We start from the raw sequence: 19353 nt of genomic DNA on the forward strand, positions 1-19353 counted from the left end.
GCGCTGGCCACGATGGTGGGCGCGCTGGCGCAGGCCAGGGAAGCCGGGATCGACGGCGCCACCCTGCAAGACGCGCTGTCCTTCATCGACTGGGCGGACTGACATGCTCCAGCTTCTCCCGCATCTGATCAATCGCAAGGACGGGCGGGCACGCGATGCCCGACGGGGCCGCCTGGGCGAGGCGCGCTATAACGCCTTGGCCAAGGAATTGGGCCGCGTGATCCGGCTGGCGTTTCAGGCGGGCGCGACTGGCAGCCTGTGAGATCTCGAAGGGCCTTTGCGGGCGGGCATCCGCTTGCAGGGCTGGCGCTGGGCCGAGGCTGACAAGGTGGCGCGGGAAGTGCTCGAAGACGCCTTCCGCATCGCCGGGGCGCTTGTGCACCCGACATGGAACGAGGGGCAACCGGAATGGACCATCGAAGCCGGAACACTGATCAAGCGGACCCGCTGCGCGAACTGCGGCAAGGAACTGCCCGAGGGACATTTCAAGTTTTGCGAGACGCGATGCCAGAACAGCTACAACAAGCGCCTTGGCCGTTTGCGCTCTGCGCAGGAAGACGAGGCGGTTCGGATGGCGGTTCAATATGACTTCTGACCTGGACATGCGGCGGCTGTGCGAATGGTGCGGCAAGGAACTGGCAGAGGATCGGCCCGCTTGGACGCTCTGTTACGACACCAAGTGCAGGAACGCTGCGAACTATGAGTTGGAACGGGTGGCGCGAATCGAGGCCAAGGCCAAGCGCCCCCGTGCCCAGAGTGCGGCGCTCCGATATCTGCCGAGACAGACGGGCATCAGATTTTTGCTAGAAGCGGTGCTATTTCAAGGCCGATGCGCGGCGGGTAAAGGCGAAGCTCAGGGCGAAGCTGCCCGAGCGAACTTGTCGGGTCTGCGCCACGGTGTTCCAGCCGTCAAAGCCTTCCCAGAAACATTGCAGCCCGGCTTGCGCTCTGTCTCACACGCGATACTGCAAGGGCGGCTGACCTGCGCGCGCGTGGGCGCTCTGTGCCCTCGCCGTCACTGTCCACCGTGGACAGCGAGCCTCCGGCTGACCTGTGCCCCCGGTGTGCCCCCAAAGCAAAACCCCGCCGAGTGGCGGGGCTTTGTGCTTCGTAGGTCTTTGTTTGGGAAGAGGCACGTAGTTCTGCTTCTCGGGGTCAAATTTTCCCTTTAAAATCAGTGTGGCGAAATCCCGGCGAGACGCTTGGGCTGCCTTTTTCGTCAGATAGGTTTGCCTCTCGGCGGTCATCAAAAAGCCGACCCGAAGGTCGGCTTCTGACGCGGAAATCGTCTCGCTCTAGATCACGTCGCACCATCTGAAGAACCGCTGGCATTTGTCTCCGATCCGCAGCGGACGGACGCCGTAACGATAGAGTTCCTTGCTCAGATTGGCCGCGTCGCGATTGCGGCTGCCGGCCAGCTCCGTCAGGGAGACGTGGTTCTTTCGGAAATCGTCCACGCTCTTGGCACAGACCACACGCCACCTGCGATGCTTCGCGTCGGAGAAAGGCAAGATGTGGTCGATATGCCCGTGCTCCAGAAGGGCGCGAATGGTGCGCGTATCGGTTTTCCTTGATCGCCTGTGTCTTCGTCGGTCGCTGCGTGTCGGCATAGGTCTCGATGACCTGGTTCATCAGGGCCTCGGAACGGGGGCACCATCGCGGGGCCTTGTTGCCTGACCTGTGGGTTTCCGGGATGAGTGCCAAGGCGGAAAAGCCAGCTTTCTCGTACTTGCGGACCCATTGGAACAGCGTCCAGCTCCCCGGCATCTGTCGCGTCACGATGTCGGTTCCGGGCTTTGCCGGTCTGCGGGTTTCCGGCGTTTCCCCGAGGAGGCGCTGTACCTCTTCCGACAGCTTCGCACGTCCCCGCGCGAAGCCGTCATGGGTCCGATTGATGTCGCCGGCCGCGGAAAGCGTCAGGAACGCATCACAAACGGCTTTCCGCCAGAGTGTCAGGCGCCTGACCTTGGGCGGCAATTCGTTGATCTGATGGACAGGCTGACCGCGACGTGCTTCCTGCGCCGCCAGATCAAAATATGCCGGGTAATAGCTGGTGTCGGGGCGCCGCATCAGCTGGGAAAGCTCATCGTTCGAGAATGTCTCGGTGATCCCCGGCTGACCGACACGCTCAAAAATACCGCCACTGCCGGTGATCTCCACCGGCCGCATGGCGACGCCTGCTGTCGTGATCATGTCGGACTTCGAAAAACGGAAGCGAATGGTCATTGCGCCACCTCCGTCAGTTGGGGGCGGGCTTTCGCAAGTCTGCGCGCGGCATCTGCAGCCTTGGCACGGTCGATATGCTGCTCGGTGACGAGCAGCACCCGGTCGGCAAACCGCTTCGAAACGGCCGCAGTGATGTTTTCCAGCTGAAAGACGAAGTTGAGGTGGAGCACCCGCGACATCGGCTTGATCGCCACTGCAATGCGCTCCCCGCTCGTCAGTGTGATCAGGAAGTCGAAGACGTGGTGCGCAGGACGGCCATCGGTGCCGGGAAAGGAGACGGCCGGTGGCTGTTCCTGAATGTGGTGAACGTCGCCGCGCACCAGCATGAGGCACAGGAAGGCGTATTCGAGCGCACTCTCGAACTGGATGGTGCGCGGGGGCGGAAAGCCCGGGAGGGCTGCCACCATCGAGCCGCGCAGGCTTCCCTTGGAGCGGCGCGCAATCGGTCGGGTCGCGTGGCTCGGTTCCGGCCCGCGGTAGATCAGGTTCTGTTTCATGGTGATCGGAGCGCACCTTTCCCGTGTCTTCGGCCCACCGGGGCCGAAGACAGGAGGGCGCGATCTCTCCCTTTATGTGAATGAGTTGAGCTGCCCCGCCGGACGGCTGTCCGGCAGGTTGACTTTGAGACCGACTCGGGGGATGAATAAGGCGTCGGAAGAAAACGACACTCTATTCAAAAGGCCTTCCTGTTGGCGCAGGAGGGTCTTTTCCTTTGTAGGGGTCAGGTTTGGTGTCCGGTTGGCTCCTCCTCTGCTGGGTACCTGTCAGGAAAGAGGTCTTGCGGGGTCATGCCGATGGCCTCGGCCAGTGCCTTCTCGATCTTTTCGGACCTTCTGAGGCCTTGGCTCACCAACGAGACCGATGAGCGAAAGACATCGAGCTCGCGCACGATGGACGCAAAGGATTTGCCGCGCAGACGCAGCTCCATCTTCAGACGCTCATGAGGTGCATTGATAAAATCGGGCATCTCTTCTGCGAACATGTTTTCCTGACGTCGTACCCGGAAAGGAATCAGGTACCGATTCGCGAGTCAACAAATGCTTTCCAGTTCAATGTGTTAAAAACTCCGGTGGAATTCCCGACTTTGAAAGTCATGGGCTTCAGCTGACAACTTGATGTGAGATGGAAGGTGGCGTTTCCGAAAAACTGCATCCGGGTGCATGGCGAAAACATCGTTGTCTATGACTGCGGCCATGGCCGGATCATGCATCACGCCGAACTGCTTCGGGCGATGGAACGGACGCGATCTCTGGCGCAGGTCAAAAAGGCGTTCCCGGCCAGTCGCCGAAATCTTCTGGATGTTCTGAACACGTTCGGCTTCGACTTCGATCAGTTGCTTGCAGAGCAGTTTGCCGAAGGTTTGGCGGACACGAAACTTGCCGGGCTGCACAGGGTGGACGCGAAGTGGATTGCCAAAAAGCGTGTGACCCTTGGGCAGACGAGGCGGCCTGGGCGTCCGGCCACCGACTGTTCGGATCAGGAAGTCATCAGGGCTTACGAGAGCGCCGGAAGCTATGCCGCCGCCGCCCGTTCCATGAAACTCGACCCGCGAACATTCAGGAGGCTGTACTTTCTTGCAAGGTCTCGGACGGGCCAGAATGTCGGCTGAGCCGAGGGTAGAACGTTCCCGGCCTTGATGCATCACTCGGACGAGGACAGAATCCGCGCGACGACGTCGGGTTCTGCTTCGATCAGGCGTAGCAGCAGATGGGCCGCTCGATCCGGTCGTCTCCGTCCCTGTTCCCAATCTCGGATCGTACTGAGGGGAAGGCCGTAGCGTTCGGCGAAGCGGCCTTGCGACAGGTTCTGAGCCTTGCGGATCGCTGCGACGTCAACCGTGGCTGGCTCGAACACCGCGGCAGGCTCCAGCCTGCCCTCCGCCATCGCCAAGGCCTCGTTGGCACTTTTGACCAGTTCGGGTTCAATTGCCATGTTGTACACTCAGAGCCAGCTCGCTGAGTTTCAGAGTGTACGGCAATGCCGTATAGGCGGCAATGGGGCCGCTTCAGGATCAGGATTTCTCGTCGATCCACATCGACCCGATCCACCAGATGCCAGGACTGAACACCTGGGATGCACGCGCCTGGGGAATATTCCGTGTCTGACTTGGCCGAACTCTTGTCTGTCTCCCGCCCGACCGTTTATCGCACGCTGGCGCGGCAGGGGGCGGAACGTTGATGAGCGACGACCCCTTTCACCCCTCTACACTCGGCCCTGCCAGCGACAGGCGGAGTCTGCCGTGGGCACGACGGGGCGGACTGCGGACGTTCGGCCCCGTTCCCAGGCGTCGGCCGAGCTTCCCCGAACCGGACCTTCGCCGCGTCTCGACGCCGAGTCGGCCGGATCTCGGAAGTCTGGGCGGTGAGCCGCCGCTCGCTGCGTCCTAGACGAAAGGCAGCGAAGCGCAGTCAGCTTTCAGTCCAAAATAGCATCAGCTTACAAAGCAAAATAGTTAGTCCACATCAACGTACCCTGCATGGCATGGACATTCCCGCCGTAGTCAACCATGGTGCTCTCAAAGAAGGTAGAGCTTACAATTTTATAGCTCCCCAATTGGAGATGCGAAACATGTCTGACGACAAGGATCAGCTTGAAGAGGTTTTGGACAAGGCGCGGCAGTTCGTAAAGACCGATTCCTACCCGATGTCGATTGGTGAAATCGTCAATATGTATGAGAACGGCGAAATAGTCTTGAGGCCCGAGTATCAGTGATATTTTCGGTGGACCGCCGAGCAAAAGTCAAAGCTAATCGAATCTATATTGATTGGCCTTCCTCTTCCCTCGATGTTCGTCGCGCAGGACGAAAAAGGGAGCTGGGAAGTTGTGGATGGCATGCAGCGTCTTTCCACTATCCTGGATTACATGGGCGCATTGCAGAAATCGGCAACGGCAAGTGAATACTATTCCGAGTTCAGCACGCTATCTGAAGACCTTTATTACCTCCCTAAATTCGAAGGAAAGAAGTGGGCCGACCTTACGCGCAGAATTCAGCTCGACTTCAGAAGAACGAAAATTCAACTAACCATCTTACTGCGCGAAACTGACCTCGATGCGAAGTTTGAGCTATTCCAGAGGCTTAATTCGGGCGGAACGGCCATTTCTGGACAAGAATTGCGAAATGCGATCATGGCGGGGAAGAACCGCGAAACACTTAAATGGTTCGAGGGCCTCTCCCAATATCCAAGTTTCATTTCCGTTTGCGGCATGTCTGAGCGTGATCTTTCGGTTCGGATGGATGTTGAGCTAGTTTTGAGATTTGTGGTATTCTTAACTGATTTGATTGACGCGCTACCGAAGTCCAAAAGCGTAGATGTCTTCTTGACCAAATCCCTTCGGAAGATTCTTGAGGATGACCAATTCCCGCTTGCCGAGTTCGAATTCAAGTTCAAAGAAACCTTCGACGTGATTGAGAGATGTTGGGGTGAGAATGCGTTGCGTTACAAGACCTCTCCTGGAAGTGGGAAATTTTCCATTTCTTTCTTCGAGGTGGTCGCACTTGGAATCGCGCAGAATCTCGGGAACCTTCCCGCGGATGCAGATATCAAAGAAAAGATTGATGCCGTTGGCTCCACTGATGAATTCAAGAGCTCATCCGGCAGCGGGAAAAATGCACAGCGGAGAATTCCCGAGCTTGTTGTTCTTGGACAGAAATATTTCCGCGCTTGAATCATGAATATTGAAGAGCTCCAGTCATCACTTGATAAAATTCGTGCATGGCGAAAGCTTGAGCTTTCTCAAGCGAGAAGCTTGGCAGAGCGCCACAGTTCCGCAGCGGAACTCCCCTATCTTTGTCGCGCATGGACGCTGATGATATATGCTCACTGTGATCAGGCACTGAAGCTCGTTGCAAAGAGTTATTTAGAGTATTTGTCAGACCACCCCAGGCATGATTACAACTACAAGACTGTTTGGCTTACTTTTTTCGGGAAGGAAGCAATCCGAAGGGGTAGTGATAGTCGATTTTCCATTTGTCGCGACGACAGCGAAGAAGTACATGCATTGGTGTTGAGTAATATATCGGGCAAAGAAATATTCGATAGGGGCAACTTCTCTTACCAACAGCTTCGCTTCTTCTCAGAGTGGATCATGCAGTCGAAATTTGATCATAGAAGCTTCAAGGCCTTTTGCGGAACCTTGAAGGAAAAAAGGGATGGGATTGCGCATGGCGAAGAAGTTCTAATTCAAAATGTGTCTGACTGTATAGCTTGGCACGACCCGGCCGTGGAGCTACTTGACGCGCTGGTGGACACCACGATGGATGTGGCTGTGAGCCATTGACGCCTGCAATTCAGGCTCCTTCTGGGTAAACGTCGGCGCATGCGAAGAGCCCCTCTACGGCCGCATCCGACCTCGGATTGCTCAAAATGCTGCGGGCTGGATGAATGTCAGGTTTAGTGAAGCTGCGTTGCGGCGCTAGCGTTCACCACGGAGGTCGGCAATGGGGCCTCTGCGTCGCGGGATGAGAGCTGTTCCATGGGGCAAGCTGAAGTCCGCTTCTGCGATTCGTCAATCGGGAACGGCAAGGGGCGACGAACGACCGCTATCGGCAGCGAGCGCCAGAGTCGGTGGCGCCAGGCGCTCAGGCGCCATGCCGCGCTGCCGCAGGTCCGCTCCGAGCCCTACCTAGACGTTCATCCTGGTCAGGATTATCTATAATCCATGACGATAGCTAAAGCTGAATCCCACGCCGCGCGGATTAACCGTGAGCTTGCCCGCCGTATCGTGACCGGACAGATCGCGGCGGGAGAGCGTCTGCGGCAAGACCGCATTGCAGAGGAGTTCAGCACTAGCCACGTGCCCGTGAGAGAAGCGTTCCGCAGGCTCGAGTCACAGGGGCTTGTCGAGAGCGAACCTCGCCGCGGCGTTCGGGTCGCGGCTTTCGGGTTCTACGAGATCCGAGAGGTCGCACAGATGCGTGGATCACTTGAGGTGCTGGCGCTTCGCAACGCCGCTCCGCACCTCACGGTTGCCATCTTGGATGAAGCCGAAGAAGCCACCCGCGCGGGGGATCGCGCCGGCGATGTCTATGGCTGGGAGGAGGAGAACCGCAGATTCCATCGCACCATACTGACGCCCTGCGGGATGCCCCGCCTGTTGCAGTCGATCGACGATCTGCACGTGGCGAGTGCGCGTTTCCTGTTCTCGGGGTGGAGCGCAGAGTGGGAAACCCCGACTGACCGCGACCATCGCGCGATTTTGCTAGCGCTTCGAGCTGGTAATATCGACTTGGCCGCCTCGCTTCTGTCGCGGCACGTCACGTGGATGGGATCGAAGGCGCCCCCGAACGGGTCGCTTAGCAGGGAGCGGTAAGCTCCCTTTCCATGCCTTTGGCCAACCGCAGGACCGCTGGTTTTCCCGGCGCTCTTGCTATGCATCTGCGTTCTCGGCAAAAGTTAGATATCGGATAGGGATTCTATCTATAATTTCGAAAAGGATGCTCGCATGACCACCTCAGCCGCCATGCCCGCCGGTGCCGCACGCACCCCGTTAGACATTCGCAATCGCTCACTTGCCTGGAAGTTCGGCGCGGTGATCTTGGGAACCGTGTTCTTGGCACTCTCGTCCTATGTCGAGGTTCCGATGGTGCCCGTCCCGGTGACGTTGCAGACCTTTTCAGTCGCCCTGATCGGCGCGCTCTACGGGTGGCGGCTTGGCGGCATCACGATCACGGCCTGGCTTGTCGAGGGGGCTCTGGGTCTGCCTGTTCTGGCCGGGGGCGCTTCGGGTGCGCAGCACTTCATCGGGCCGACGGGCGGGTACCTTTTCGCGTTCCCTGTCGCGGGCATGATCATGGGTTGGCTGGCAGAGCGTGGCTGGGCCGGGAAGCGCGTCGGACTGGCCTTCGTCGGCATGCTCGTCAGCAATGCGGTTTGCCTTGCTTTGGGCGCAGCGTGGCTGGCAGTGCTCATTGGCCCCGAGCAGGCTATCATGGCCGGTGTCGTCCCGTTCCTCCTAGGTGCCGTTCTGAAGTCTGCGCTCGGCGCGATGGTGCTCAAGTTGATCCACGGCAGGATGAAGCGTGCCGACGCATGACGGTGCTGCTTCGGCCCCACCATCTTCTATGCATTCTGACCCATGTTGGTAGGGGATATTCCCCTGCCTTCACGACCAACATGGCAGCGATCATCGAGCGCATATCCGCGGGGGAAGAGATCAAGATCGTCGATGGTCCCGACGATATCTGCGCGCCCCTGCTCCATGACGAAGACGCGCATTGCAGCCGTAACAGCGTGATCGCGCGGGACCGGGCTGCGTCCAACGATATCGGGAAACTGCTAGGGCGCGCGGCCACGCCGGGAGCGCGTCTGGTGCTGGACGATGCGTCGATCCGATCCCTGCGGCGCGCGTTTGACACCATGAGCGTAAGATCGGCCTGCGAGGGCTGCGAGTGGGCCTCCCTATGCAGCGCCGTCGCCGCTGCGCAATATGCCAACACATGCCTCTAAGCAAAGACTGCTTTGTCCGCTCTCCTGACCTTGGCGGATTCGGGGCGCGCTGCAACCGCGATGACCGTCCGCTTTCGCGACTCCGCAGGCAGCAGGGGTCGGGGCGCGCAACGTCTGCTATCGGCAGAGAACGCGCCGTGACCGTTAGACAGGGGGAGTGCAGAGGAACCAGAGGAGCCGTGTGGATTGTCCGCTTCAGCAGTTCAGCCGCGGCATCTGGAGGTGACTGTTAGATAGCGAGCTGTTTGTAAACAAAGTCAGCGCGCCTTGCGATGTCCGTGCGCGGCAACTCGATGATCTCGTAGCCGAGCGCGACATAGGTCTCGAACATAGCGGCACAAGTCGCTTCGGCCTCGGTCTGGCTCTGCTTCCGCTCGGCATCCTGCGTGAAGATCTCGTCCCAGTAGGCTGCCAGGAAGACGCGACGGTTGTAGCGAGCTGCCTTGGCCGCTGTGGCGATGTGGGGCGGCACCGGAAGCCCGCAAAGTTTCAGATAGCCAAGGACATCCGGAATGCCGCGATCGAAGATCACAGGGCCTGAGAGTGCGTGTGCGGCGCGGTGGGCGCGCAGATCCCGTTCCAACATCCGTTCGGCATAGGCCGCGCGATCCGCCCAGGGGAGGGCATCTCCGCCGTTCTGCATTTCCTCGCGAATGATCGCGCGGCCGGATTCGGGGATGGTGTGAAAGCTACGGCGGGCGAGCTCGGTGATTAGGCTGGTCTTGCCCGCACTGGGGCCGCCCGTCAGGACGAAGAAAGGGGCGCTTATGGGCCATCCTCGGGCTGGACAGGGGGAAGGGCTGCGAAGCGATCAACACGCCAAGGGCGCAGATCGAGGCAGCATGGATTTTCGTAGGGAAAACAATACTGATCTGCGCGTCAGAGGCAAATCCTCTGACAGGAAAGGCAGAACTATCTGGTGCCTTTCATTTTTTTATTGGTGGAGCCAAGGGGAGTCGAACCCCTGACCTCTTGAATGCCATTCAAGCGCTCTCCCAACTGAGCTATGGCCCCACCTTTGTCACATCCAGCGGCTTCGCCTTCCGTGTGCCGAGCCGTATAAGCGGGGTTTCGGGCGGGTGCAAGGGCTTTTTTTGCGCCCGATTGCAATTCCTTGTCCGCCCCCTCACGGCCTGGTCGACGTGCTCTCGCGTCAGCGCAGTTGCAACAGGATCTTGCCGATATGGGCCGAGCTTTCCATGCGGGCATGGGCTTCGGCGGCGGCCTCCAGCGCGAAGGTGCTGTCGATCAGCGGTGCCAGTTTCCCCGCCGCCACCATCGGCCAGACCTGCGCCTCGAGCGCCTCGGCGATGGCGGCCTTGGCGGCGTCGGATTGCGGGCGCAGCGTCGAGCCGGTGATGGTCAGCCGGCGCAGCATCACCTGGGCGAAGTTGATCTCGGCCTTGGGGCTTTCGAGAAAGGCGATGAACACCATCCGCCCGTCATCGGCCATGGCCTTGATGTTGCGCGCGATATAGCTGCCGCCCACCATGTCCAGCACCAGATCCGCCCCGCCTTCGGCGCGCAGCACCTCGACGAAATCCTCGCTGCGATAGTTGATCCCGCGCGCGCCCAGCGATTCGCAGGCGGCCACCTTCTCGGGCGTGCCCGCGGTGGCAAAGACCCGCGCGCCCAGCGCGGTGGCGATCTGGATCGCGGTGGTGCCGATCCCGGACGAGCCGCCATGCACCAGGAACCGCTCGCCCGCTTTCAGCCCGCCGCGCATGACCACGTTCGACCAGACGGTGAAGCAGGTCTCGGGCAGGCCGGCGGCCTGGCGCAGGTCCATCCCTTCGGGGATGGGCAGGGCATGGGCGGCCGGGCAGGTGGCATATTCGGCATAGCCGCCGCCGGGCAGCAGCGCGCAGACCCGATCGCCCACCGACCAGCGGCTGACACCGGGGCCGACCGCGGCGACATGGCCCGCGCATTCCAGACCCGGCAGGTCCGAGGCGCCGGGCGGCGCGCGATAGGCGCCGGCGCGTTGCAGCGCGTCGGGGCGGTTGACCCCGGCCCAGGCGATCTCGATCAAGATCTCGCCCGCGCCCGGTTCAGGGATCGGGCGGGTGCAGGGGGTCAGAACCTCGGGGCCGCCCGGGGCGCTGATCTCGACGGCGCGCATCTGGCTCATCGCGCGGCCCCGTGCAGACGGCCGGGCAGCGGGCAGTCGCCCTCGGGCGCCGAGACCCGCGCCAGCAGGCCCGGCAGGACGGGCAATTTCATCAGCGATGCCTTGGCCTTCTCGAATTTCAGCACGCCTTCGATGCGGCGGTCCAGAAAGGCCCAGGTGTCGGCGTGTTCGGGGCTCTGATCGCCCAGCCAGTAAAGCGCCGTGGCCGAATAGACCGCCGAGAGCGTGGCGCGTTTCGTATACCAGTTGTAGTCGCGCGAGCTGTCGCCCAGCGCGCCCCAGATCGCATCGGCCGTGTCCCAGACCAGCCGCGCACCCAGCCCGCCATGCTGCGGCAGCGCGAAAAGCGCCGCCCCGCGCCGCACCAGTTCGGGGTCCACCGCCTCGAGACGCAGCCGCACCGCCAGCGCCACCCGGTCGCGGTAGCGCAGGGCCTCGAGGTCGGTCTCGGCCAGCCGCGCCAGCATCAGCCGGTCGCCCTGGCGGTGATATTCGGCGGCCAGGTCGGCGGCGCCGCGCGGGCAGATCACGCGGGCGATTTCGGGGTCCATGCCGCAATCGGCCACGGCCATGCGAAAGGCGGGTTCGGACCAGCCGTCAAAGGGCACATGCGGCGTGATCGCGGCCAGAAGCTCGGCGCGTGCGGTGGTCTGGTCCAGTCGGGAATTGCGCATCGTCCTCTCCGGTCGGGGCGGGTTTCGGTCGGGTTGCGGGGCCGAAAACGCCCGGCGCCCCCCGCGGTCAGGGAGGCGTGGACAAACGACCAAGGCTTTGCTATATGGCCGCTTCCTGCAATCTGATGCAACTCAAACTTAGGAAGGTGGTGACAACCACATGCAGGTCAGCGTTCGTGACAACAATGTCGAACAGGCGCTCCGTGCTCTGAAGAAGAAACTTCAGCGCGAGGGGGTTTTCCGTGAAATGAAGCTCAAGCAGCATTTCGAGAAACCTTCGGTGAAGCGTGCCCGCGAAAAAGCCGAGGCCGTGCGCCGTGCGCGCAAGCTCGCGCGCAAGAAGGCGCAACGCGAAGGCGCGCTCTGAGGGCGCCTGTCGGGCCCTGCGCCCGGCGCGATGTCTTCCGACGCTGGCGGGATTTCCCGCCCGGACCCCCGCAGCTTGCGGGGGTTTTTTCATGTGAAACATCGCGTTGCGTCAGGCGTCAGGCGTCCGTTTCAGACGCGGGGGCAAAGGCCAGCTTGCGCCCGCCCAGGTCGCGGAAGGCACGGTTGCGACAGCTCAGCACGATGATCTGGAGATCCGCGGCCTGGGCATGCAGCGCGTCGAACATCCGTTCGATCCGGTCGTCGTCGGTGAAGACCAGCGCGTCATCCAGGATCACCGGCGGCGCCGTCTGTCCGCTGCGCGCCAGCAGCCGCGCGAAGGCCAGCCGCACCAGCAGCGCGATCTGTTCGCGCGTCCCCCCCGACAGATTTCCCAGCGACTCGGCATGGCCATCGCGGACCAGTTCCGACGGCAGCAGGCTGTCGCCGTCAAAGCGCAGCTCGGCACCGGGCCACAGCAGCGTCAGCATCGGTTTCAGCTCGGCCATCAGCGGATCGAAATACAGATCGCGCGCCTGGGCCTGCGCGGTTTCAAGCGCCACGACCAGCCGGCGCAGAACGGCAACCTCGTGTTCCTCGGCCTCCAGCCGCGGACGCGCCGCCGCCAGACGGGTTTCGGCGTCGGCCAGCTCTTCCTCGACGCCATCGCCTGCGCGCAGCTCGATCCCGGTTTCCAGCCGGGCCAGCTCGGCGTTCAGGCGGGCCTGATCGGCCTCGGCCGCCTCGACCACCGAAAGCGCGCGGGTCAGTGCGGCCGTGACGGCCGTCATGTCGGGCGCGCGCGCCGCGAGCGCGTCGTGTCGGGCTTCGGCGTCGGCCAGCTGCGCCCTGGCTGCGTCCAGCGCCCGGCTCAGGGTTTCGGTGCTGTCACCGGCATGTTCCAGGTCCGCCAGGTGGTTGGCGGCGGCCTTGCAGGCGGCTGCGGCGGCATCGCGGGCAAGCCCGTCGCGCAGGGCACGTTCGCGGGCGGCTTCGAACAGGGGGCGGTGGCGGTCGTGCTCGGCCTCGGCGGCGCGGCGGCGGGCCTCGGCGGTGCGAAGCTGCGCTTCGGCCTCGGCGCGGGGGGGCAGATCGGCGGGGGCTGCGCCCTCGTCGCCGGGGTCCAGGGGCTCGAGTTCCGCCTGCAATGCGGCCAGCCCGTCGGGGGCCAGAAGGCGCATCTCGGTGCGCAATTCGTGCAGCAGGGCCTCGGCCTCGGCGCGGGCCTTGGCGGCGCGGCGCGCGGTCTCCAGGCTGTCTGCCCCTGCCTGCGCCAGGGCCTGCGCCTGCGCCCCTTGCGCCGCGGCCAGACGGTCGGCGCTCTGGCCGTCGCTGTCTCCGGGGGCGATCTCGATCTGGCCGTAGCCGGGCAGGTCCAGCCGCGTGGGGCCCAGGATCGGCCGGGGCGTGCCCTCGGGGATCTGGGTGCCATCGAGGCGCGCGCGCGGGGTTTCGGGGCCGTGATAGCGGATCGTCAGGTGCGGGGCGGCGGCGCTGTGGAGCGCTTCGGCCAGGCGCAGCGCCTGCGCGGCCTGCTCCAGCCGGGTCAGCGTGGCGGCATCGGGGCCGCGTGCGGCGGCGGTCCGGGCGGCGGCGATGCGGGGTTCGAGCGCGCGCGCCTCGGCCAGGCGCCGGGTCAGGTCGGCGCGGCGGGACGCGGTGGCGGCGCGGGTTTCGGCCGCCAACACGGCCTGAAGGCGCGCCTGGGCCTCGGCGTGGGCGTGCCGGGCGGTTTCGGCTGCGGCCTTCGCGCCCTCCAGCGCGGCGCGGGCCTCGGTCTCGGCGGCGGCGCTGGCCGCGGCGGTCTGCGCGGCGGTTTCGGCGGCGGCCCGGCTGGCGTGGGCGGCGCGCCGGGCTTCGGTGAAGGCACGCAGGCGCTCGGCGGCGCGGTCGCGGTGGAGTGTGGCGGATTGAACCGCAAGCCGCGCGTGCGCGAGCTGGTCGCCATGCGCGCGCGCGGCGTCCTGCGCGGCGCGCGCCTCTTCCAGGCGCGTCTTGCGCGCCGCGGCTTCGGCGGGGTCCGAGAGCAGGTCCAGTTCGCGGCGCACCTCGGCGCGGCGGCGCAGATCCCGCGACAGCGCCTCGGCCTGGGCGCGCAGCTCCTGCACCTTTGCCTCATGTTCGGCAACTTCGCGCTGGGCACGCTCAAGCGGCCCGCCCGCCCGCGCGCCGCGCTGGGTGACGCGCTGGGCCAGCGCCGCGCGCGCCTCGGCCAGCACCCGGTCCATGCGCCGCCCGCCGGTCAGCGCCTCGAATTCCCCGGTGATCGAGGACATCAGGTCGCGCCGGGCCGCGGCCTGCCACTTGCGTTCGCGGTCGGTGCCGTCATCAAGCGCGGTCAGCCCCTGGCGCACCCACAAAAGGCCCGCGGGCCCGCCCTCGTCGATGGGGGTGGTCAGCCGGGCGATGAAGGCCTCGGCCTCGTCGGCCTTGGCGATCAGTCGCCCGTCCTGCCAGACCTCGGCCATGGGTTTCGACAGCCAGCGCTTGACGATGCGGAAGGCCTTGCCGTCAAGCTCGATCTCAAGGGTGATCGTCGGCGCCCCGCCCACATCGGGTTGCAGCGCGAGGACCTCCTTCTTGCGGGCGCCGTGCTTCTCGAACAGGACCGCATGCAGCGCATCGAACAGCGTGGACTTGCCGCTTTCGTTGGGCGCGGACAGGACGTTGAGGCCGGCATCGAAGCCCGCCACGGTGACGGGGCGGCTGAATTGGCGCACGTCCGACAGGGTGATGGCGCGGATCTTCATTCGGCCTCTCCCTGAAGCATGCCGTAAAGGCGGTTGAGCGCACCGGCGGCGATGGCGCGGTCGGCGGCGGCAAGGCGGTCGTCGCGTGACTCTTGCGCCAGCGTCTCGGCCGCGGCCCGCAGCGCGCCGCCATGGTCGATGGCATCGAGGTCGGCGGCGTCGAATTCGGTGGCCAGGTCCGCCGTTTCCAGAACGAAATGGCAAAATTCCGGGCTCAGGCGCGCGGCGGTGCGGCGCAGGGTTTGCTGTTCGGCCAGCCCGGCGCGGCCCTGGGCCTGAAGACGCACCAGAATGTCGCGCCGCGCGGGCCCCGGCCCGGGCAGCAGGCGGGTCAGTTCGGTTTCGGGGCAGAGGCCGGGCAGAAGCTCGAGCGCAAGGTCCAGCCACAGGAACCGCCCGGTCTCGACCCGCGCGATGCGCGGCGGTGCGCCGGGCCCGTCCAGGGTGACGGCCAGGCAGCCGCCGCGGGCGGCATGGCGAAAGCCGTCCTGTTCGGGCGTTCCGGCATAGGCGCAGCGCGGCGACAGCGTCATCTGCCCGTGCCAGTCGCCCAACGCCAGATAATCGAGCCCCGCGGTCTCGGCCCGGTCGGGGGGGATGATGCCCTCGGCGCCGGCGCCATCCTCGGAGAAGTCGCGCACTGCCCCATGCGCCAGCCCGATGCGCAGCGCGCGCGGGTCGGTGGCACAGCCCGGCATCCAGGCGGTCAGGTCGCGCCCCGGACGGCGGCGGGGCAGCGGCGCGGGCAGGAGCATCGCGCCGGGGGCCAGTTCGACGGGGTCGATGTCGTGGAGAACATGCACATTCTTCGGGGCATGGGCCGCCAGCCGCTGCCACAGGGTTTCGGCGCCCAGGCTGTCGTGGTTGCCGGGCAGCACCCACCAATGGGCGGGGCTGTCGGCCATGGCCGCCAGCGCCTGGCGCCAGACCGGGTCGGTGGGGGTCTCGCTGTCGAAGGTGTCGCCGGCCAGAAGGATATGCTGGGCACCCTGCGCGCGCGCCGTGGCCGCCAGCGTGCCCAGCGCGGCGTGGCGGGCCTCGACCAGGCGGCCGCGGATTTCCTCGGGCAGGTTGCCGAAGCGTCGGCCCAGATGCAGGTCGGCAGAGTGGATGAAACGAAATGCAGTCATCTTGGCCTCTCGACACGGGGGGGCGGGGAGAATCGGGCCCGCGGGCCCGGTTTCCCCCGGATATCCCCTGAGGGTGTCAGAAGCTGACATGGGGGCCGCCCCCCCCGGCGGGGATGTCAGTGATGATCGTCGTCGGTGCCGGTTTCGGCGACATGTTCAAGCCGGGCGGCGAATTCGCGGCGCAGGTTGCGGCGCAGCTCGGCGGCGCGGTAGCGTTGCTGTTCCATCGGCGTGGCGGGGTGGAAGGCGGGCACGGTGGCGGGCTTGCCGTCCTCGTCCACCGCGACCATGGTGAAATAGCACGAATTGGTATGGCGGCGCACGCCGGTGCGCAGGTTCTCGGCCTCGACGCGGATGCCGACCTCCATCGAGGTGCGCCCGGCATAGTTGATCGTGGCCAGGAAGCTGACCAGTTCGCCGACGTGGATGGGTTCCTTGAAGGTGACCTGATCAACCGAGAGGGTGACCGCGTAGCGGCGCGAGAAGCGCGAGGCGCAGGTGAAGGCCACCCGGTCGAGCAGGTTGAGAAGCGCGCCCCCGTGCACCTTGCCCGAGAAATTGGCCATGTCGGGGGACATCAGAACGGTCATTTCGAGGTGGCGGCTGTCCTGCATCGGCGCTTCCTTCCATGGTGTTGGCCTGAGGGCATGGGGTCGGGCCCGCATTAAGCATGCACGGGCGCGTGGGGCAAGGCGCAGCACCGCCGCGCCAGGTGTCCCCGCGGGCCTTGCCGGTCCCCCGGGGGGTGGGGGAGCGGCCGGGCCCCCCATCGAGGGGGGCGCCGGCCGCCGGGGGCGGACGCCCCCGATCGCGCGACGGGGCCCGGCCGGTGCGGGCCCCCTAGCAGGGTCAGGGGCGCTCGATGGCGATGGCGGTGCCTTCGCCGCCGCCGATGCAGATCGCGGCCACGCCGCGCTTGAGCCCGCGGGCCTCGAGCGCGTGGAGCAGCGTCACCATGATGCGCGCGCCCGATGCGCCGATCGGATGGCCCAGCGCGCAGGCGCCGCCGTTGACGTTGACGATGCCATGATCGACCCCCATCCGCGCCATGAAGGCCATGGGCACGACGGCGAAGGCCTCGTTGACCTCCCAGAGGTCGACATCGGCCACGCGCCAGCCCAGCCGGTCGAGAAGCTTCTGCGCCGCGGGCACCGGCGCGGTGGGAAATTCGCCCGGCGCCTGCGCGTGGCTGGCGTGACCCAGGATGCGCGCCCGCACCGGCAGGCCCAGCTCGGCCGCCCGCGTCCCCGAGGCCAGCACCAGCGCTGCCGCCCCGTCCGAGATCGACGAGGAATTGGCCGGCGTGACCGTCCCGCCGGCGCGGAAGGCCGGCTTCAGGGTCGGGATCTTCTCGGGGCGGGCCTGGCCGGGCTGTTCGTCCTCGGCCACGATCACCTCGGCCTTGCGGGTCTGCACGCTGACCGGCGCGATCTCGGTGGCGAACCCGCCGCTGCGCTGGGCCTCGAGCGCGCGCGTCAGCGAGGCCAGCGCATAGGCGTCCTGGGCCTCGCGCGAGAAGCCGAAGCTCTCGGCGCAATCCTCGGCGAAGGTGCCCATCAGGCGGCCCTTGTCATAGGCATCCTCGAGCCCGTCGAGAAACATGTGATCCATCGTCTGGGCATGCCCCAGCCGGGCGCCCGCGCGCATCTTCGGCAGCAGATAGGGCGCAAGGCTCATGCTCTCCATGCCGCCGGCGACCACGACCGAGGCCGCGCCGGCGCGGATCGCATCGCAGCCGGTCATCACCGTGCGCATCCCCGAGCCGCACATCTTGTTGAGCGTGCTGGCCGGCACGTCCTGCGGCAGGCCGGCGGCAAATCCGGCCTGGCGCGCGGGGGCCTGGCCCTGACCCGCGGGCAGGACGCAGCCCATCCAGAGTTCGTCGACCGCCTGCGGGTCAAGCCCCGCACGTTCCACCGCCGCCCGGATCGCCACCCCTCCCAAGGTCGCGGCCGGCACCGTCCCGAGCGCGCCCATCAGCCCGCCCATGGGTGTGCGGGCAGCCCCCGCGATCACCACATCCTGCATGAATTCCTCCCATTTTTCGACGCATTCGCGCCCGTTTCTGATTACCGAATGATAAGCATTCCCGTCTAGCCTTGGGGTTGGAACCACTTCGCCCGGAGATGCCGAATGAACCTTACAGCCGAAGCCCGCGACGGCGCGCTTCTCGTGCGTGTCGGCGAAAGCCGGATCGACGCTGCGGTCGCGATCCGGTTCAAGGAGATGATGCGCGACATCCTCAAGGAGCCCGCCCCCCGCGTGGTGCTGGACCTGTCGCGCGTGGAATTCCTGGACAGTTCCGGCCTGGGGGCGCTGGTCGCCGTCATGAAGGCCATGGGCGATGGGCGTCGCCTCGAGCTGATGGGACTGACCCCGAATGTCGAAAAGGTGTTCCGCCTCACCCGGATGGATTCGGTGTTCGTGATCCACCCCGACCTCCCTGGCAAAGAGCTGCGTCATGTTGGCTGAATCATCGCCCATGCCACGCCCACGCGCCGCCGCCGAAACCGAAACCCCCGACCCAGGTCGCGCCGACCGTCGCCCCGGTGCGCCGCAGATCTTCGTTCACAGCTGCAATGCTGACCCTCTGGCCGTGCGCGATGCGCTGGCTGCGGCGGTGGCACGGTTCGTCGATCAGCTGTCCAGGGAAGAAGCCGGGACGCTCGAGCTTGTCCTGGCCGAGGTCATGAACAATATCGTCGAGCATTCCTATGGCGAACGGCACGAGGGCACGATCACGCTGTCGATCGTGCGCGACCGCCGGGGGCTGTCGTGCTCGGTGTCCGATGACGGGGTGCCGCTGCCGCCGATCTGTCTGGACGAGCCGCGGCTTCCGTCCACGGATGTGGCGCGCGAGCATCTGCCCGAAGGGGGCTTTGGCTGGTTCCTGATCCGCGACATGACCCGCGACCTGGGCTATCACCGCGAAAACGGCCGCAATCTTCTGGCCTTCCGGCTGCCGCTGGCGGCGCCTGCGGGCTGATCTTGCGCCGGGGCATTGGCGGAGTGCGGTTCCGTCCTGCCGATGCCCGGCGCGCAGCCCTGCCTGTGGCGGATGCCGTTGATATGACCGGGCGGACCGGTCTGCGGGATCAGTTCAGTTGAAACTGGAGGGGGTAGCGCCCGTCCTCGAAATCCCCGAACAGATCGTGCAGGTCGGGGTGTTCGATCGGCTCGCCCGAATGGTCCGGCAACAGATTCTGCTCGGACACATAGGCTACGTAATAGCTGTTATCGGTCTCGGCCAGCAGGTGGTAGAACGGCTGATCCTTGTCCGGGCGGCTTTCCTCGGGGATCGATTCATACCATTCCTGGGTATTCGAGAAGATCGCATCAACGTCGAAAATAACCCCGCGGAACGGGTGCTTGCGATGCCGGACGATCTGGCCCAGCGCGTATTTGGCGTATGATGGCAACATGTGTCAGACCTCTCCCTCTTTTAATACTTCTTGAACCAGCCTGTCCATGCCGACAGGCCGGGGCGGGGGGAAACAGATTGTGTGACCTGGGTTCACAGTCTGGCAGGGGGCGGCTCTGGCTTTCCTGTTCGTGCAAATTTGTCTAATCTTGCGCCGGAACCGCGGGACAGGCAGCGCGCGGCTCTGGCGATTCGGCCGCCGCGCGCGG

24 protein-coding genes, 1 tRNA gene and 1 pseudogene are annotated in these 19353 nt (G+C 64.9%); 13 read left to right on the forward strand and 13 right to left on the reverse strand.

The features are described 5' to 3' along the window. The first annotated feature begins 103 nt into the window (after nt 1-103). On the forward strand, nt 104-262 hold the full coding sequence (locus BW949_RS17015) for a hypothetical protein (protein ID WP_159440042.1): 159 nt from the start codon (nt 104-106) through the stop codon (nt 260-262). 33 nt (nt 263-295) lie between these two features. Then, entirely contained in the window at nt 296-595 is a 300-nt protein-coding gene (locus BW949_RS16730) for a hypothetical protein (RefSeq protein WP_143524404.1), read from the forward strand. Between the two features lie 560 nt (nt 596-1155). On the opposite strand, the gene BW949_RS16735 is transcribed toward BW949_RS16730, so the two are convergent. From BW949_RS16735 to BW949_RS04310, 3 genes are all read right to left on the reverse strand, one after another. Then, nucleotides 1156-2226, reverse strand: a complete 1071-nt coding sequence (locus BW949_RS16735) for a hypothetical protein (protein WP_143524405.1) — start codon at nt 2224-2226, stop codon at nt 1156-1158. After that, nucleotides 2223-2723, reverse strand: coding sequence for a Tn7 transposase TnsA N-terminal domain-containing protein (locus BW949_RS04305; protein WP_235816201.1), 501 nt, complete (start codon nt 2721-2723; stop codon nt 2223-2225). The genes BW949_RS16735 and BW949_RS04305 overlap by 4 nt, the downstream gene beginning before the upstream one ends. Nucleotides 2724-2947: 224 nt before the next feature. Beyond that, complete coding sequence (locus BW949_RS04310; protein ID WP_235816202.1) at nt 2948-3193, reverse strand: helix-turn-helix domain-containing protein; 246 nt, start codon at nt 3191-3193, stop codon at nt 2948-2950. A 162-nt stretch (nt 3194-3355) separates the two neighbouring features. On the opposite strand from BW949_RS04310, the gene BW949_RS04315 reads away from it, so the two are divergent. Next, complete coding sequence (locus BW949_RS04315) at nt 3356-3835, forward strand: hypothetical protein (protein ID WP_143524406.1); 480 nt, start codon at nt 3356-3358, stop codon at nt 3833-3835. 32 nt (nt 3836-3867) lie between these two features. On the opposite strand, the gene BW949_RS04320 is transcribed toward BW949_RS04315, so the two are convergent. Beyond that, nucleotides 3868-4158, reverse strand: a complete 291-nt coding sequence (locus tag BW949_RS04320; RefSeq protein WP_076364763.1) for a helix-turn-helix domain-containing protein — start codon at nt 4156-4158, stop codon at nt 3868-3870. Nucleotides 4159-4299: 141 nt separating this feature from the next. Between BW949_RS04320 and BW949_RS04325 the strand changes: the two genes are divergently transcribed. The 7 genes and pseudogenes from BW949_RS04325 (at nt 4300) to BW949_RS04345 (ending at nt 8672) form a co-directional block, all read left to right on the forward strand. Further along, nucleotides 4300-4404 carry a helix-turn-helix domain-containing protein gene (locus BW949_RS04325; RefSeq protein ID WP_143524407.1) on the forward strand — a complete coding sequence of 35 codons (105 nt, stop codon included), beginning with the start codon at nt 4300-4302 and terminating at the stop codon, nt 4402-4404. Between the two features lie 390 nt (nt 4405-4794). Beyond that, on the forward strand, nt 4795-4938 hold the full coding sequence (locus BW949_RS17020) for a hypothetical protein (RefSeq protein ID WP_159440043.1): 144 nt from the start codon (nt 4795-4797) through the stop codon (nt 4936-4938). 15 nt (nt 4939-4953) lie between these two features. Continuing rightward, nucleotides 4954-5892, forward strand: a pseudogene (locus BW949_RS04330) (GmrSD restriction endonuclease domain-containing protein); the annotation flags it as partial. A gap of 3 nt (nt 5893-5895) precedes the next feature. Continuing rightward, entirely contained in the window at nt 5896-6504 is a 609-nt protein-coding gene (locus BW949_RS16740; RefSeq protein ID WP_143524408.1) for an MAE_28990/MAE_18760 family HEPN-like nuclease, read from the forward strand. 381 nt (nt 6505-6885) lie between these two features. Next, nucleotides 6886-7536: a GntR family transcriptional regulator gene (locus BW949_RS04335; protein WP_076363737.1), complete on the forward strand. Its 651-nt coding sequence runs from the start codon at nt 6886-6888 to the stop codon at nt 7534-7536. A gap of 132 nt (nt 7537-7668) precedes the next feature. Further along, on the forward strand, nt 7669-8259 hold the full coding sequence (locus BW949_RS04340; RefSeq protein ID WP_076363738.1) for a biotin transporter BioY: 591 nt from the start codon (nt 7669-7671) through the stop codon (nt 8257-8259). Continuing rightward, a complete protein-coding gene (locus BW949_RS04345) occupies nt 8256-8672 on the forward strand; it encodes a DUF1284 domain-containing protein (RefSeq protein WP_076363739.1) in 417 nt (138 codons plus the stop codon). Before BW949_RS04340 ends, BW949_RS04345 begins: the two co-directional genes overlap by 4 nt. A 229-nt stretch (nt 8673-8901) precedes the next feature. Here BW949_RS04345 and BW949_RS04350 read toward each other — a convergent pair whose 3' ends face one another. The 4 genes from BW949_RS04350 to BW949_RS04365 form a co-directional block, all read right to left on the reverse strand. Continuing rightward, nucleotides 8902-9441, reverse strand: coding sequence for an AAA family ATPase (locus tag BW949_RS04350; RefSeq protein ID WP_076363740.1), 540 nt, complete (start codon nt 9439-9441; stop codon nt 8902-8904). Nucleotides 9442-9610: 169 nt separating this feature from the next. Further along, nucleotides 9611-9686, reverse strand: a tRNA-Ala gene (locus BW949_RS04355). Between the two features lie 139 nt (nt 9687-9825). Beyond that, the gene (locus tag BW949_RS04360; RefSeq protein WP_076363741.1) at nt 9826-10803 is read right to left on the reverse strand and encodes an NAD(P)H-quinone oxidoreductase; all 978 of its coding nucleotides are present in this window, start codon (nt 10801-10803) and stop codon (nt 9826-9828) included. Then, entirely contained in the window at nt 10800-11477 is a 678-nt protein-coding gene (locus BW949_RS04365; protein WP_076363742.1) for a COQ9 family protein, read from the reverse strand. Before BW949_RS04365 ends, BW949_RS04360 begins: the two co-directional genes overlap by 4 nt. Nucleotides 11478-11637: 160 nt before the next feature. Here BW949_RS04365 and rpsU point away from each other — a divergent pair, with 160 nt between their 5' ends. Further along, nucleotides 11638-11844, forward strand: coding sequence for a 30S ribosomal protein S21 (gene rpsU, locus BW949_RS04370; protein WP_076363743.1), 207 nt, complete (start codon nt 11638-11640; stop codon nt 11842-11844). Between the two features lie 118 nt (nt 11845-11962). Here the strand turns inward: rpsU and BW949_RS17535 are convergent, their stop codons facing one another. The 4 genes from BW949_RS17535 to BW949_RS04390 all read right to left on the reverse strand — a co-directional run bounded on the left by BW949_RS17535 (nt 11963) and on the right by BW949_RS04390 (nt 17751). Beyond that, nucleotides 11963-14593 carry an AAA family ATPase gene (locus tag BW949_RS17535; RefSeq protein ID WP_076363744.1) on the reverse strand — a complete coding sequence of 877 codons (2631 nt, stop codon included), beginning with the start codon at nt 14591-14593 and terminating at the stop codon, nt 11963-11965. After that, entirely contained in the window at nt 14590-15723 is a 1134-nt protein-coding gene (locus BW949_RS04380; RefSeq protein ID WP_076363745.1) for a metallophosphoesterase family protein, read from the reverse strand. The genes BW949_RS17535 and BW949_RS04380 overlap by 4 nt, the downstream gene beginning before the upstream one ends. A gap of 116 nt (nt 15724-15839) precedes the next feature. Then, complete coding sequence (locus BW949_RS04385) at nt 15840-16337, reverse strand: acyl-CoA thioesterase (protein ID WP_076363746.1); 498 nt, start codon at nt 16335-16337, stop codon at nt 15840-15842. A 235-nt stretch (nt 16338-16572) separates the two neighbouring features. After that, nucleotides 16573-17751 (reverse strand): thiolase family protein, encoded by a 1179-nt coding sequence (locus BW949_RS04390; RefSeq protein WP_076363747.1) that lies wholly within the window; start codon nt 17749-17751, stop codon nt 16573-16575. Nucleotides 17752-17856: 105 nt separating this feature from the next. On the opposite strand from BW949_RS04390, the gene BW949_RS04395 reads away from it, so the two are divergent. Next, the gene (locus tag BW949_RS04395) at nt 17857-18195 is read left to right on the forward strand and encodes an STAS domain-containing protein (protein WP_076363748.1); all 339 of its coding nucleotides are present in this window, start codon (nt 17857-17859) and stop codon (nt 18193-18195) included. A gap of 10 nt (nt 18196-18205) precedes the next feature. Continuing rightward, nucleotides 18206-18709: an ATP-binding protein gene (locus tag BW949_RS04400; protein ID WP_159440044.1), complete on the forward strand. Its 504-nt coding sequence runs from the start codon at nt 18206-18208 to the stop codon at nt 18707-18709. A gap of 109 nt (nt 18710-18818) precedes the next feature. Here the strand turns inward: BW949_RS04400 and hspQ are convergent, their stop codons facing one another. Further along, entirely contained in the window at nt 18819-19145 is a 327-nt protein-coding gene (hspQ, locus tag BW949_RS04405; RefSeq protein WP_076363749.1) for a heat shock protein HspQ, read from the reverse strand. Between the last annotated feature and the right edge of the window lie 208 nt (nt 19146-19353).

Source organism: Phaeovulum vinaykumarii (assembly GCF_900156695.1).
In the GTDB taxonomy this organism is placed as follows: domain Bacteria; phylum Pseudomonadota; class Alphaproteobacteria; order Rhodobacterales; family Rhodobacteraceae; genus Bieblia_A; species Bieblia_A vinaykumarii.

What these genes read in the sequence shown, in the direction of transcription:
- BW949_RS17015 (WP_159440042.1), top strand. Translation starts at nt 104, where the DNA reads ATGCTCCAGCTTCTCCCGCATCTGATCAATCGCAAGGACGGGCGGGCA.
- BW949_RS16735 (WP_143524405.1), bottom strand. Translation starts at nt 2,226, where the DNA reads ATGACCATTCGCTTCCGTTTTTCGAAGTCCGACATGATCACGACAGCA.
- BW949_RS04305 (WP_235816201.1), bottom strand. Translation starts at nt 2,723, where the DNA reads ATGAAACAGAACCTGATCTACCGCGGGCCGGAACCGAGCCACGCGACC.
- BW949_RS04310 (WP_235816202.1), bottom strand. Translation starts at nt 3,193, where the DNA reads ATGCCCGATTTTATCAATGCACCTCATGAGCGTCTGAAGATGGAGCTG.
- BW949_RS04320 (WP_076364763.1), bottom strand. Translation starts at nt 4,158, where the DNA reads ATGGCAATTGAACCCGAACTGGTCAAAAGTGCCAACGAGGCCTTGGCG.
- BW949_RS04325 (WP_143524407.1), top strand. Translation starts at nt 4,300, where the DNA reads ATGCACGCGCCTGGGGAATATTCCGTGTCTGACTTGGCCGAACTCTTG.
- BW949_RS17020 (WP_159440043.1), top strand. Translation starts at nt 4,795, where the DNA reads ATGTCTGACGACAAGGATCAGCTTGAAGAGGTTTTGGACAAGGCGCGG.
- BW949_RS16740 (WP_143524408.1), top strand. Translation starts at nt 5,896, where the DNA reads ATGAATATTGAAGAGCTCCAGTCATCACTTGATAAAATTCGTGCATGG.
- BW949_RS04335 (WP_076363737.1), top strand. Translation starts at nt 6,886, where the DNA reads ATGACGATAGCTAAAGCTGAATCCCACGCCGCGCGGATTAACCGTGAG.
- BW949_RS04340 (WP_076363738.1), top strand. Translation starts at nt 7,669, where the DNA reads ATGACCACCTCAGCCGCCATGCCCGCCGGTGCCGCACGCACCCCGTTA.
- BW949_RS04345 (WP_076363739.1), top strand. Translation starts at nt 8,256, where the DNA reads ATGACGGTGCTGCTTCGGCCCCACCATCTTCTATGCATTCTGACCCAT.
- BW949_RS04360 (WP_076363741.1), bottom strand. Translation starts at nt 10,803, where the DNA reads ATGAGCCAGATGCGCGCCGTCGAGATCAGCGCCCCGGGCGGCCCCGAG.
- BW949_RS04365 (WP_076363742.1), bottom strand. Translation starts at nt 11,477, where the DNA reads ATGCGCAATTCCCGACTGGACCAGACCACCGCACGCGCCGAGCTTCTG.
- rpsU (WP_076363743.1), top strand. Translation starts at nt 11,638, where the DNA reads ATGCAGGTCAGCGTTCGTGACAACAATGTCGAACAGGCGCTCCGTGCT.
- BW949_RS17535 (WP_076363744.1), bottom strand. Translation starts at nt 14,593, where the DNA reads ATGAAGATCCGCGCCATCACCCTGTCGGACGTGCGCCAATTCAGCCGC.
- BW949_RS04380 (WP_076363745.1), bottom strand. Translation starts at nt 15,723, where the DNA reads ATGACTGCATTTCGTTTCATCCACTCTGCCGACCTGCATCTGGGCCGA.
- BW949_RS04385 (WP_076363746.1), bottom strand. Translation starts at nt 16,337, where the DNA reads ATGCAGGACAGCCGCCACCTCGAAATGACCGTTCTGATGTCCCCCGAC.
- BW949_RS04390 (WP_076363747.1), bottom strand. Translation starts at nt 17,751, where the DNA reads ATGCAGGATGTGGTGATCGCGGGGGCTGCCCGCACACCCATGGGCGGG.
- BW949_RS04395 (WP_076363748.1), top strand. Translation starts at nt 17,857, where the DNA reads ATGAACCTTACAGCCGAAGCCCGCGACGGCGCGCTTCTCGTGCGTGTC.
- BW949_RS04400 (WP_159440044.1), top strand. Translation starts at nt 18,206, where the DNA reads ATGCCACGCCCACGCGCCGCCGCCGAAACCGAAACCCCCGACCCAGGT.
- hspQ (WP_076363749.1), bottom strand. Translation starts at nt 19,145, where the DNA reads ATGTTGCCATCATACGCCAAATACGCGCTGGGCCAGATCGTCCGGCAT.